Below are 12,252 nucleotides of genomic sequence, written 5' to 3'. Positions count from 1 at the left end.
CGATCTGCAGCACCCGCTCGCGGTTGCGGCGGGCGTCGGCGCGTAACGGCCGGGCGGAGCTGTGGTCGCCCATGGGGAACCTGCCTTCGGCAAGCGGAGGGAGGGCTCCGATTCTACCGGGCGGTAGCCCGGCGTGGCGCGGCCGCCCGCCCTGGCCGGAGCCAGGAGGGGCGGCCGCGTGGGACCTGTCGCACCCGCCGCTCAGGGCGGCGTCGTCAGCCGCGGCCTGAGGCCGAACGAGCCGACGCGCTTGAGCCGGATGCGCTCCTCGCGGGGCACCGGCTCCAGCTCCACGGCTCGCGCGCCCTCGGGCACGTGACGCAGGTCGTGGGTGATGAGGATGGTCGTGCGCCCGGCCATCAGCCGCCGCAGCGGCTTCATGACCTGGGCGACGGTGGCGTCGTCCAGCCCGGTCATCGGCTCGTCGAGCACCAGGACGGGCGCGTCGCGCAGGATGGCCCTGGCGATCCCGATCCGCTGCCGCTGGCCGCCGGACAGCAGCCGGCCCCGCTGCCCGACCGGGGTGTCGTACCCCTGGGGCAGCAGCTTGACGAAGTCGTGCACGCCCGCCGCCTCGGCCGCCCTGATCACCTCGTCGAGCGAGGCGCCCGGCCGGCCGTAGGCGATGTTGTCGCGTACGGACCCCGAGAACAGCAGCGTCTCCTGGTGCAGGATCGCCACGTTGGCACGCAGCGACTCCCGCGTCAGGCCCCTGATGTCGCGGCCGTCGAGCAGGATGCGCCCGCGTTCCGGGTCGTAGAACCGCAGCAGCAGCTTGGCCAGCGTCGACTTGCCGCTCCCGCTGGGCCCGGTGCAGACGATGAGCTCGCCGGGCCCGGCGGTGAACGACACATCGCGCACGGCGGGACGGGTGCGTCCCGGATAGGTGAAGCCGACGCCGTCGAACTCCACCCGTCCCTCGGCCCGGCCGGGCAGCGCCACCGCCCCCTCGGGGTCGGTGACGAGGGGCCGGACGTGCAGGACCTCGATCACCCGGTCGGATCCCGCCGCCGCCTCCGACACCGTCAGCGCGAGCTCCCCCAGGCTCTGCACGGCCGGGTAGAGCATCGCCAGGTAGGCGGCGAAGGCGAGCAGGCCGCCCAGGGTGAGCCGTCCGGAGACGATCTCCCAGGCGCCGAACCCGATGATGACGATCAGGCAGACCGTCTCGATGACCTGGACGACGGGCTGGTAGAGCCCCGACAGCCAGGCCTGGGACAGGTTGGCGCGCAGCCAGCGGCGGCCCTCGCCGTGCAGGCGCCCGGACTCGGCCCCCTGCCGGTTGTAGGCCTGGACGAGCGCCTGGTTGGCCAGGCCCTCCTCCAGCACGCTGTTCATGGCGCCGTTGCTGAGCCGCTCGCGCGCCGCCGCCGTCCTGAACCTGGCCGCGAACAGCTTCGAGACGACCAGGAACGCCGGGATCAGCGCCATCGTGACGAGGGCGAGGTCCCAGCGGATGAGGAAGGCGGCGCCGGCGAAGAACACCACGCTGGCCGCGGTGGTGAACAGTTTGACCAGGCCGGAGCCGACCAGTTCCTCGATGGCCTGGATGTCGTCGGTCAGCCGGGCCATGAGGTCACCGAGCCGCCGGTTCTCCGAGAAGTCCGGCGACAGGGTCTGGATGTGCGCGAACACGCGGTCGCGCAGGGCGAGCAGGAAACGTTCCGCGCCGTAGGCCGTGGCGTACGTCCCGACGAAGGACGTCAGCCCGGCGAAGGCGGCGAGCCCGAGCCAGGTGAAGGCGGGCGCCCAGAAGGCGTCCAGATCGCGGGTGGCGAGCACGTCGTCCGTGATGTGCCCGAACAGACGGATCGCGGCGACCTCGCAAAGTGCTGCAAGGACGGCGAACACCACGCCACACGCGAAGAACCGGCGCAGACCTTTGGTGTCCGGCCAGAACTCCCGAAAGGTTCGACGGATGGAAACTGCAGGAGCGAGTTCACGGCCGGAGAGCGTAAGGGAGAGCCGGCGGCTGGGCCGCCGGCTCTCACGGGGTTGCTCTACCACCCCCAGCCCCACCACCTGCGGTAGCAGCAGCGACGGCGGTACCACCGACGACGGCGGCAGCGCCAGGACTCCTGGAAGCCGGGCTGGGTCAGCTGGTTGTTAGCCATGTTTTCCTCCCCCGTATGGCTGTTCCATTCGACAAATGGGACGATACCCACGAATTCGCCGCAAATCACCAGAAGTTCGGACTTAAAGGGAGAATTGACCGGTGAATCCCGGCCACAAAGGCACTGCTGCCGGCCACTTAAATGAGCCGTAAATCGCGAAATCCGCTGATAGCGGTCACGGAACGCCCAAAGATGCTACTCAGAACTGGTTCTCACCTAATCGGAAAACCCGAAGGGCGGGCGGATCCGGCCGGATCCGCCCGCCCTTCGCGGACATTCCCGCGGCTCAGATGAGCCCTCAAGGTGAGTCCTCAGGTGAGCGACGAGTACGCAACGACGCCGCGCCGCATGGCGTCCATCGCCTTGCCCGCGGTCTGCTTGATCTTGCTGCCCTCGGGGGCCGCGTTGCCGAGCTGGCCGAGCAGGTCCATCAGCTGCTTGATCCATCGCACGAAGTCGCCGGCCGCCAGCTCGTTGCCGGCCACGCCCTCCAGCAGCACCGCGTCGAGGCTGTGGCCCTTGGCCCACCGGAACGCCGCCCACGCGAACCCCAGATCGGGCTCACGGATGGTGGAAAGCCCGTGGTCGGACTCGATGCCCTCCAGCTCGCCCCACAGCCGGATCATCGACGACAGCGCGTCCTCGGCCCGCCCGGCCGGGATCTTGGGACGGCGCGCGTCGTCGGACTGCCGCGACTCGAACACCAGCGCCGACACGCACGCCGCCAGCTCGGCCGGTTCGAGCTCCTCCCACAGGCCGCCGCGCAGGCACTCGGCGGTCAGCAGGTCGAGCTCGGTGTAGAGGCGGCCCAGGCGGCGGCCCTCGTCGGTGACGGCCTCGCCGTCGAGATAGCCCAGCTGCTCCAGCACCGAGCAGATGCGGTCGAAGGTGCGGGAGATGACGTGGGAGCGGCCCTCCACGCGGCGGCGCAGCCCCTCGGTCTCGCGCTGCAGCTTGTAGTAGCGCTCGGCCCAGCGGGCGTGGTCCTCCCGCTCGTCGCAGCCGTGGCAGGGGTGCTGGCGGATGCTCCGGCGCAGCTCGTTGACCTCGTCGTCGTCGACCGAGTGGTCGCGCGCCCTGGCCGGCTTGCCGAGGTCGCGGTCGCCGATCTTGGCCAGCAGGGTGGAGACGAGGTTGGCGCGCTCCTTCGGCGAGCGGCCGTTGAAGTTCTTCGGGATGCGCAGCTTCTCCAGCGGCTCGACCGGCACCGGGAAGTCGGCCGGGTCGAGCTTCTTGACCTGCTTGCCGATGGTCAGCACCAGCGGGCTCGGGCCGTGGCCGCGCGGGTTGCGCCCGGGGTCGAGCACGATGGCCAGGCCCGCCCGGCGCCCGCCCGGCACCCGGATCACGTCGCCCGGCTGCAGCGCCTCCAGCGAGCGCACGGCGGCCGCGCGCCGGGCCGCGCCGCGCTGCTTGGACAGCTCGGCCTCACGGTCCGACAGACGCCGGCGCAGCGCGGCGTACTCGGGGAAGTCGCCCAGGTGGCACGTCATGGCCTCCTGGTAGCCCTCCAGGGCCTCCTCGTGCTTGCGCAGCTGCTTGGCCAGGCCCACGACCGCCCGGTCGGCCTGGAACTGCGCGAAGGACTCCTCCAGCAGCGTGCGGGCGCGCTCGCGGCCGAACTGGCCCACCAGGTTGACGGCCATGTTGTAGGACGGCTGGAAGCTGGAGCGCAGCGGGTAGGTGCGGGTGCCGGCCAGCCCGGCCACCGACAGCGGGTCCATGCCCGGCTGCCACAGCACCACCGCGTGCCCCTCGACGTCGATGCCGCGCCGCCCGGCCCGCCCGGTGAGCTGGGTGTACTCGCCCGGGGTGAGGTCGGCGTGGGTCTCGCCGTTCCACTTGTCGAGCTTCTCGATCACCACGCTGCGCGCGGGCATGTTGATGCCGAGCGCCAGCGTCTCGGTGGCGAAGACGGCCTTGACCAGCCCCCGGGTGAACAGCTCCTCGACGACCTCCTTGAAGGCCGGCAGCATGCCCGCGTGGTGGGCGGCCAGGCCGCGCTCCAGGCAGTCGCGCCACTCCAGGTAGCCCAGCACGGCCAGGTCTTCGTCGGGCAGGTGGGCGGTGCGCTCGTCGACGAGCTGCCTGATCTCGTGGCGCTCGCGGTCGGTGGTCAGCCGGATGCCGGCGTAGAGGCACTGCTGCACGGCCGCCTGGCAGCCGGCCCGCGAGAAGATGAACGTGATCGCCGGGAGCAGCCCCTCGGAGTCGAGCTTCTCGATCACCTGGACGCGGTCGGGTGGGCGCGAGCGGTGGACCTTGCCGTAGCCGCCGCGCCCGCGCCGCCCGGCCATCAGCCGCTCGGCGTCGCGCGTCACCCGCATCAGCGCGGGGTTGATGCGCGGCGTCAGGTCGTCGGTCATGAACATGTCGTAGACGCGGTTGCCGACCATCATGTGCTGCCACAGCGGCACCGGCCGGTGCTCGTCGACGATGACCGTGGTGTCGCCGCGCACCTCGCCCAGCCACTCGCCGAACTCCTCGGCGTTGCTGACCGTGGCCGACAGCGCCACCAGGCGCACCGACTCCGGCAGGTGGATGATGACCTCTTCCCACACCGCGCCGCGGAAGCGGTCGGCGAGGTAGTGGACCTCGTCCATGACGGCGAAGCCCAGCCCGGCCAGGGTGGCCGAGCCGGCGTAGAGCATGTTGCGCAGCACCTCGGTGGTCATGACCACGATGGGGGCCTCGCCGTTGACGCTGTTGTCGCCCGTCAGCAGGCCGACCTTGGCCGTGCCGTAGCGCTTGACCAGGTCGTTGTACTTCTGGTTGGACAGCGCCTTGATGGGGGTGGTGTAGAAGCACTTGCGGCCCTGCTCCAAGGCCAGGTGGACGGCGAACTCGCCGACGACCGTCTTGCCCGACCCGGTGGGCGCGGCCACCAGGACGCCGTCGCCCGCCTCCAGGGCCCGGCAGGCGTCGAGCTGGAAGTCGTCGAGCTCGAAGTCGTAGAGACCGCGGAACGATCTCAGCGCCCCTCCGTCGTCTCCGTGCTTCTGACGGAAGGCCGCGTAGCGTTCCGCTGGCGTTGTCATACCCGTCAGCCTACCGAAATCGCCATTCCGGTCCGTCCCGGCGGACTCGGCCCGCGGCGAACAGCCTTCACGTCGTGGATCAGGTGATCACGCGGAGCGCGCCGGGCTGGATCTCGCAGCTGACCGGCACCGGCCCCACGCGCTCGCCGTCGGCGTAGGCCACCACGTCGGCCGCCTCCAGCGTGACCCGGCGGGCCCGCCGCACCGACACCGCCGGGTGCCCCACGTGGGTGCCCCGGTAGACGCCGGGGAAGACGCGCAGGAACTCGCCCTTGGACACCGCGCCGACCATCATCACGTCGAGCAGGCCGTCGTCGGGCGAGGCGTCGGGGCACACGCGCATGCCGGCCCCGTAGGAGCGGGTGTTGGCCACGGCGACCATCATGGCCTCCTGCTCGACCACCTCCCCGTCGTCGAGGGTGACCCGGAACGGGATGGGCCGGAAGGCGCGCAGCTCCTCGGCCACCGCCACCAGGTAGCGGCCCTTGCCGGGCGGCCAGGTGCGGCGGTTGGCGCGTTCGTTGACGCGTGAGTCGAAGCCGCAGCAGAGCACCCCGGCGAACAGCTCCTCCGACTCCCCGGCCCGTACGCGGGCCGCGTCGACCGGCCGGGCCCGCATCCGCAGCACGGTCCTGGCCGCGGCCAGCGGGTCGCGCGCCAGCCCCAGGGCGGCGGCGAAGTCGTTGCCGGTGCCGGCCGGGATGATGCCGAGCGGCACGTCGGTGCCCGCCACCGCCTGGACGGCGAGGTGGACCAGCCCGTCGCCGCCGAAGGCGACCAGCGCGTCGGGGCGCTCGGCGACAGCGGTGCAGGCACGTTCGAGGGCGTCGGCGGCGTCGGCGCCGACGATCACCGACAGCTCGGCGCCGCCGGCCCGCAACCGGCGGGCGACGGGTTCGAGCAGTCGCAGGGTGCGCCCGCCGCGTGCGGCGGGGTTGACGAGCAGGGCGATTTGGGGGGCCACGCCCGGAACCTATCGCCTATCGGGCGCCGTCGGAATCCTCAGCGTCGGACGCGGCGTCGGACGGGGCGTCCGCCAGCGGCGAGGCCTCGTCGTCGGACAGGTGCGAGAAGTCCTCGCCCGCGGGCCTGCGGCGTTCCCGCACGTACATGAAGAGCTCGGCGAGGAAGTACAGGATGATCATCGGCGCGGCCAGCGCCATCATGGTGAGCGGGTCGCCACCGGGGGTGATGACCGCCCCGAACACGAACATCGCGAAGATCACCGTACGCCGGTGCTTCTTCACGGTCGCGTGGGACAGGACGCCGATGACGTTGAGGAAGACCAGCAGCAGCGGCAGCTCGAACGACACGCCGAAGATCATCAACATGATCAGGACGTAGTCGAGGTACTCGTCGATCGAGATCGTCGCGACGGTGTCCTCGAGCGAGAAGCTCAGCAGGATGCCGAGGCTGGTGTCCATGATGACGTAGGCCAGGCCCGCGCCGAACACGAACAGCGGGACGGCCAGGCCGAGGAACGCGATCGAGTAGCGCTTCTCGTTGCGGTAGAGGGCCGGGGTGACGAAGGCCCAGATCTGGTAGAGCCAGACCGGCGAGGCCACCACGACGCCCACCATCGCCGAGACCTTCAGGGTGATGAAGAAGGACTGGAAGATGCCGTTGTAGACCAGGCTGCAGTGACCGTTGAGCTGGCGCGACTGCACCGTCTCGCAGTAGGGCGCGCGCAACGCCTCCCACACCGGGTCGAACAGCATCCAGCCGACGACGATGCCCACGACCACCGCGAGAACCGAGATGAGCAGCCTGTTGCGCAGTTCGCGCAGGTGCTCCATGAGCGGCATCCGGCCCTCGGGGTCGGGGGCCGATCCGGAATCTCTCGACCGTTTGAGCAGCGCCATTCGCACGTCCAGGGGTGAAGGAGGAGGAAGGGGGGTCAGCCTTGCTTGTCGGCCTGGGCGGCGCTGGCGCGCAGGCGGGCGGCCTGCTCCTCGAGCTGGCGGGCCTGCTCCTCGGCCGAGAGCGCCGGGGCGGCGGCGGGGGCCGGGGCGGGAGCGGGGGTGATCGGCTGCGGTGCGGCCTGCTGGGCCGGAGCCGGGGCCGGCTGCGCCTGGACCGTGGTGTGGGGCGTGTCGTCGTCGTCATCGCGGAGCTTGGCGGTCTCCGACTTGAAGATGCGCAGCGACCTGCCGACGCCCCTGGCCACGTCGGGCAGCTTCTTGGCACCGAACAGCAGGACGAGCACGCCTGCGATGATCAGGAGCTCGGGAACTCCAAGGTTCGACATGAAACGTCCTTTATCAGCGAGTGCCGGTCTTCAGCCCCGATGGTACGCCCCCAGGGGCCGTGGTCTCATCCTTCCGGGGCGTCAATCTGACCTGCCCCCGGTCCAGACGCGCCCTCGCCGCGGCGACCTCCCTCTTCAGGGAACGTGCCGCGGCGGCGGCCCTGGCGCCCGCGACGCCGAGCACGGCCAGCCCGGCCAGGACCAGCCCGGCGGCCAAGAAGATCCACGTCATGGGTGCTGAGCGTACAGGGCCAGGGCCCGCTCGGCCTCCCCGCGCACGGTCTCGGCCATCGCCGGCGGGAAGACGACCCGGCCGGTGTCGCCGAGCCGCAGCGCCAGCTTGACGATCCAGTCCTCGTCACGCGCCCGCAACGAGATCTTCAGCCGTCCTTCACCAAGCTCGGTGACCTCCTCGCACGGGTAGTACTCGGCCACCCACCGCCCGGCGGCGCTGACCTCCAGCTCGACCAGCTCGTCGGTCGGCGAGGGACGGAAGACGCCGCGGGTGACGTCGATGGGCTCGGCCTCGGCCGGCGGGTCGGCCGGCACGTCGAGCACGTCGACGCCGAGCACCCGGTCGAGCCGGAACAGCCGCATCGCCTCGGCCCGGTAGCACCAGCCCTCCAGGTAGGTGCGGCCGTCGGCGACCACGACCCGGGTCGGGTCGACCTCGCGCGGGGTGACCTCGTCGCGCCCGGGCACGTAGTAGCGCAGCGACAGCCGGCGCCGGGCGGTGAGCCCCTCGCGCACCCGGCCGAGCGCGTCGGGTGCGGCCTCGACGTCGAAGGCGACCTGGCTGCTGACGGTGGCCGCGCCCTCGCCTGCGGCGCGCTCCAGCTTGGCCACCACGCGCGGCAGCGCGTCGCCGGCGGCCACGTCGGCCAGCTCGGGCGTGGCGGCCAGCATGCGCAGCGCGACCAGCAGCGCGCTGGCCTCGTCGATGCCGAGCCGCAGCGGCCGGGCGATGGTGTCGGCGTTGTCGATGATGATCTCGCCGCCGTCCCAGGAGACGTCGATGAGGTCGCCGGGGGTGTGGCCGGGCAGGCCGCACATCCACACCAGTTGCAGGTCGTCGATGAGCTGCTTCTCGCTCAGCCCGAACACCTCGGCGACCTCGCCGACCTGGGCCCCCGGATGGGACATCAGGTACGGCACCAGCGCCAGCAGCCTGGGCAGCCGGTCAGCCGAACCGCTCATGCCAGGGCTCCCTTCAGTCGGCGGATGACGGCCTCGCGGGCGTCGGGCGGCCCGACCACCTCGACGTCGGCGCCGAGGCTGGCCATCCAGCCCGCGAGGCGTTCGGGGTCGGCGAAGGCCAGCTCGGCCTCGTCCCAGCCGTCCTCGCGCGGGTGCACGGCCCTGGCGAGCTGGCGCAGGCCCTCGCAGGTTCCCCGGCGCACCCGGATGACGGCGACGCGCTCGTCCACGGGCTCCTCGGGGAAGCCGACCATGGCCCGCAGGTCGACCCCGTGGGGCACCTCGACCACGCCGGGGCGGCCGAGGGCGGTGACCGGCCCGGCGATGCGGCTGAGCCGGAAGGCGCGCGGCGCGGCGCGGTCGCGGTCGAAACCGGCCAGGTACCAGCGCCCGCGCCGGCTGACCACGCCCCACGGCTCGACGGTGCGGGCGCGCACGGTCTCGCTGCCGGAGGCGCGGTAGTCGAAGCGCACCACGCGGCGGTCGCGCACGGCGTCCCACAGGGCGGGGAAGGCCGGGTCGCGGGTGTCGACGCGCAGTTCCAGGGCGCCGCCGCCGATCGGGCCGCCGACCGGCTCGTCGGTGGCCACGCCGGCGGCGCGCAGCTTCAGCAGCGCCCCCGAGGCGGCCTCGGCCAGGCTGGCCCGCTGCCACACCTGCGCCGCCAGGCCCAGCACGGCGGCCTCGTCGGCCTCCAGGGTGATCTCCGGCAGCTCGTAGGACTGCGGGTCGATGCGGTAGCCCGGCTCGTCCTCCCACGGGTCGCGCACGACGTCGATGGGGATGCCGATCTCGCGCAGCTCGTTCTTGTCGCGTTCGAACATGCGCTGGAACGCCTCGTCGCCGTCGCGGTCGTAGCCGGGAACCGCCTGGCGGATCTGCTCGGCCGACAGCGGGCGACGGGTGGCGAGCAGGCAGATCACCAGATTCAGCAACCGCTCGGTCTTACGGCGCGACATCTGCCTCACTCCTCCTTCATCGACGCTACCCTGCCCCCGTGATCAGATGGCGCAAGGGCGAGGTTGTCCGGATCCGACGCGAGTGGCCGGGAGCGGTGGAGCTGGACGTCGCCGTTCCCGAAGGTGAGTGCCGGGCACTGGCCTACCCCCCGTTGGTGGGCCGCCCGGAACCCGGTGACGAGGTGCTGCTCAACACGACCGCACTCGCGATGGGTCTCGGTACGGGAGGTTACGCCATGGTGGTGGCCGTCCCGAACCGTTTGCCGCAAGATCCGGTGGGTCCGGGGCACCTGGTGAAGGCCCGCTACACGCCGCTGCAGGCCACGGTGCTGGGCGCCGACGAGCAGGACTCGCCGTTCCACGACGTCCTGAGCGAGGCCGACGACCTGGCCGGGATGCCGGTGATCGTGGCCGATCTGCACTCCGCGCTGGCCCCGATCCTGTCCGGTCTGTACGACGGCGCCCCCGGCCCGCGGGTGGCGTACGTGATGCAGGACGGCGGCGCGCTGCCCGCCTGGTTCTCGATGTCGGCGGCCCGGCTGCGGGAGACCGGCTGGCTGGCCGGGGTGGTGACGACGGGCCAGGCGTTCGGCGGCGACGTCGAGACGGTCACCGTCCACACCGGGCTGCTGGCGGCCAGGCACGTGCTGCGGGCCGACGTGGCGATCGTCACGCAGGGCCCGGGCAACCTGGGGACGGGCACCCGCTGGGGCTTCTCGGGCGTGGCGGCGGGCGAGGCGGTCAACGCCGCCGGGGTGCTGGGCGGCCGGCCGGTGGCGGCGCTGCGGGTCAGCGAGGGCGACGCGCGCGAGCGGCACGTCGGCGTCTCCCACCACTCGCTGACCGCCTACGGCCGGGTCGCGCTCTCGCCGGCCGACGTGGCGGTGCCGCAGCTGCCCGGCGCGTTCGGCGAGCGGGTGCGCGAGCAGGCCGGGCCGCTGGCGGCCCGGCACCGGCTGGTGCCGGTGCCGGTGGACGGCCTGCACGAGGCGCTGCGCGCCGCGCCCGTGAAGCTGTCCACCATGGGCAGGGGCCTGGAGGAGGACCTGCCCTACTTCCTGACCTCGGCGGCGGCGGGCAGGCTGGCGGCCTCGCTGCTGTCGTAGGAGTCCTTGTACGTGAACGCCTCGGGGCTCGGCCCCTCGGTCCTGAGGCGTTCCAGCCGCCGCATGCCCTCGGCCAGCGACGGGATGTGCCCCTCGGGCACCCACCACATCACCATGTACGGCTCGGCCACGCGCAGGAACCACTCCCTGCGCCGGCGCAGCACGCCCAGATGGACGCTGCGGTAGGTGAAGTCCCACAGGGTCTCCAGCGACTCCCACACCGAGAAGTTGATCAGCAGGTGGTCGCCGAAGTCGTGCACGACGGTGGCGGTGGGGTCGCTCTCGCTCTCCTTCATCCGCCACACGAAGCCGGGGGCCTCGTCGGCGACGGCGTTGACGGGTTCGAGCAGGGCGACGAACTCGGCGAGTTCGGGGGCGTCGATGGGCGCGCGCAGGTGCGCGACGTTGAGCTGGGCCAGATGCATGGGGCTCAGCACATCACTCTCGCGGCTTCTATGTCAATCTTCATTTGTTTTAGAAAGCGAGACGCAGCACTCCCCCGGCCGCGGATCCAGCCGCGCCCTGCCCGGGTCCTCGCCCATGCCCTCCAGCAGCCCCTGGCACAGCGCCAGGTTCATCGAGCACACCAGCAGCGGCTGCTCCTGCGACAGCAGGTGGAAGGGGCAGTTGCGCAGCCGCAGCGCGCCGCCCTCGTCGTAGGGCTCGTAGCCGCGCTCGCGCAGCACCCGGCCGACGGGCTCGCCGCCGCGCCCCCTGCCGATGCGCGCGCCCGCCCGGCGGGCCGCCTGCTCGGCCTGCTCCTCGGCGCCGAGCAGCTCCACCACGTCGGCCAGCACCGCGGCGGGCGTCGCGTAGTCGCGCGGGGGCAGGCTGACCGTGCGCTCGCCCTTGGCCCTGCGGTAGATCTTGGCCGGGCGGCCGCTGCCGGGGCCCTTCCTGTCCTGGGGGCGAAAGCCGCTCTCCAGCAGCCCTGCCTCGACGAGCTTGTCGAGGTGGTGGCCGGCCAGCGTCCTGGACACGCCGGCCGCCTCGGCGGCCTCGCCCCTGCCGACGTCGCCGCCGCCGGCCGTCACGGCCTCGTACAGGCTGCGGCGCACGGGGTCGTGCAGCAGGCCGAGCGCCTGCAGGTCGTCGTCAGTGCTCACAGCCGGAGTCTACGGAGCCTCAGTAGGCGGCCAGGACGTCCACGACGAACACGAGGGTGTCGGAGCCCTTGATCCCGTACGCGGGATGGCCCGGCGCGCCGTAGCCGTAGGCGGGCGGGACGACCATCAGCACCCGGCTGCCGACCGGCACGCCGACCAGCGCCTTGTCCCACGCCTTGATCACGGTGCCGTCGCCGATCCGGAACGCCTTCGGCAGGCCGGTCGACCAGGTGGCGTCGAAGACCTCGCGCCGGGCCCAGATCGCGCCCTCGTACTGGGTGACCAGGAGCTGCCCGGCCCGCGCCGGGCCGCCGCTCCCCCGCCGCAGCACCTTGGCGGCGAAGGCGCGCGGCGGCGCGGCGGCCGGGATCGACACCTTCGGCCGCTCACCGCCGGTCACCCGGACGCCGGCCAGCGACCCGCCGGCCGCCTCGACCGAGGCGCCCTTGCGGTGGGCGCCCAGGATGTCCACGACGTAGACCAG

Annotated in this window: 11 protein-coding genes; 1 reads left to right on the top strand and 10 read right to left on the bottom strand. The window is 72.3% G+C overall.

What is annotated here, in order from left to right; translation table 11 throughout:
• Positions 1-201 precede the first annotated feature (201 nt).
• From ACWCSD_RS35485 to ACWCSD_RS35455, 7 genes are all read right to left on the bottom strand, one after another.
• Positions 202-1,851, bottom strand: a complete 1,650-nt coding sequence (locus tag ACWCSD_RS35485) for an ABC transporter ATP-binding protein (protein ID WP_358299054.1) — start codon at positions 1,849-1,851, stop codon at positions 202-204.
• 574 nt (positions 1,852-2,425) lie between these two features.
• Positions 2,426-5,152: a DEAD/DEAH box helicase gene (locus tag ACWCSD_RS35480; RefSeq protein WP_358299052.1), complete on the bottom strand. Its 2,727-nt coding sequence runs from the start codon at positions 5,150-5,152 to the stop codon at positions 2,426-2,428.
• A gap of 79 nt (positions 5,153-5,231) precedes the next feature.
• The gene (locus tag ACWCSD_RS35475; RefSeq protein ID WP_352364096.1) at positions 5,232-6,116 is read right to left on the bottom strand and encodes a diacylglycerol/lipid kinase family protein; all 885 of its coding nucleotides are present in this window, start codon (positions 6,114-6,116) and stop codon (positions 5,232-5,234) included.
• Between the two features lie 16 nt (positions 6,117-6,132).
• Positions 6,133-7,014, bottom strand: coding sequence for a twin-arginine translocase subunit TatC (tatC, locus tag ACWCSD_RS35470; RefSeq protein ID WP_364341932.1), 882 nt, complete (start codon positions 7,012-7,014; stop codon positions 6,133-6,135).
• Positions 7,015-7,049: 35 nt separating this feature from the next.
• Positions 7,050-7,400 carry a Sec-independent protein translocase subunit TatA gene (tatA, locus tag ACWCSD_RS35465; RefSeq protein ID WP_358299048.1) on the bottom strand — a complete coding sequence of 117 codons (351 nt, stop codon included), beginning with the start codon at positions 7,398-7,400 and terminating at the stop codon, positions 7,050-7,052.
• Between the two features lie 228 nt (positions 7,401-7,628).
• A complete protein-coding gene (locus tag ACWCSD_RS35460; protein WP_397158694.1) occupies positions 7,629-8,597 on the bottom strand; it encodes a helix-turn-helix transcriptional regulator in 969 nt (322 codons plus the stop codon).
• Positions 8,594-9,556, bottom strand: a complete 963-nt coding sequence (locus ACWCSD_RS35455) for a helix-turn-helix transcriptional regulator (RefSeq protein WP_358299042.1) — start codon at positions 9,554-9,556, stop codon at positions 8,594-8,596. Before ACWCSD_RS35455 ends, ACWCSD_RS35460 begins: the two co-directional genes overlap by 4 nt.
• 38 nt (positions 9,557-9,594) lie before the next feature.
• Between ACWCSD_RS35455 and ACWCSD_RS35450 the strand changes: the two genes are divergently transcribed.
• A complete protein-coding gene (locus ACWCSD_RS35450; protein WP_387680262.1) occupies positions 9,595-10,662 on the top strand; it encodes a DUF3866 family protein in 1,068 nt (355 codons plus the stop codon).
• Here ACWCSD_RS35450 and ACWCSD_RS35445 read toward each other — a convergent pair.
• The 3 genes from ACWCSD_RS35445 to ACWCSD_RS35435 form a co-directional block, all read right to left on the bottom strand.
• Entirely contained in the window at positions 10,608-11,087 is a 480-nt protein-coding gene (locus ACWCSD_RS35445; RefSeq protein WP_357977352.1) for a DUF3291 domain-containing protein, read from the bottom strand. The two genes, ACWCSD_RS35450 and ACWCSD_RS35445, sit on opposite strands and share 55 nt — an antisense overlap.
• Before the next feature lie 33 nt (positions 11,088-11,120).
• Positions 11,121-11,768 carry a helix-turn-helix transcriptional regulator gene (locus ACWCSD_RS35440; RefSeq protein ID WP_449921523.1) on the bottom strand — a complete coding sequence of 216 codons (648 nt, stop codon included), beginning with the start codon at positions 11,766-11,768 and terminating at the stop codon, positions 11,121-11,123.
• A 19-nt stretch (positions 11,769-11,787) separates the two neighbouring features.
• Positions 11,788-12,252, bottom strand: a 465-nt coding sequence (locus ACWCSD_RS35435; RefSeq protein WP_449921520.1) for an FKBP-type peptidyl-prolyl cis-trans isomerase, incomplete at its 5' end; no start/stop codon positions are given.

The organism is Nonomuraea sp. NPDC001684, assembly GCF_053596515.1.
The sequence above is the reverse complement of the archived record's forward strand: the minus strand, read 5'-3'. Positions and strand labels throughout refer to the sequence as shown.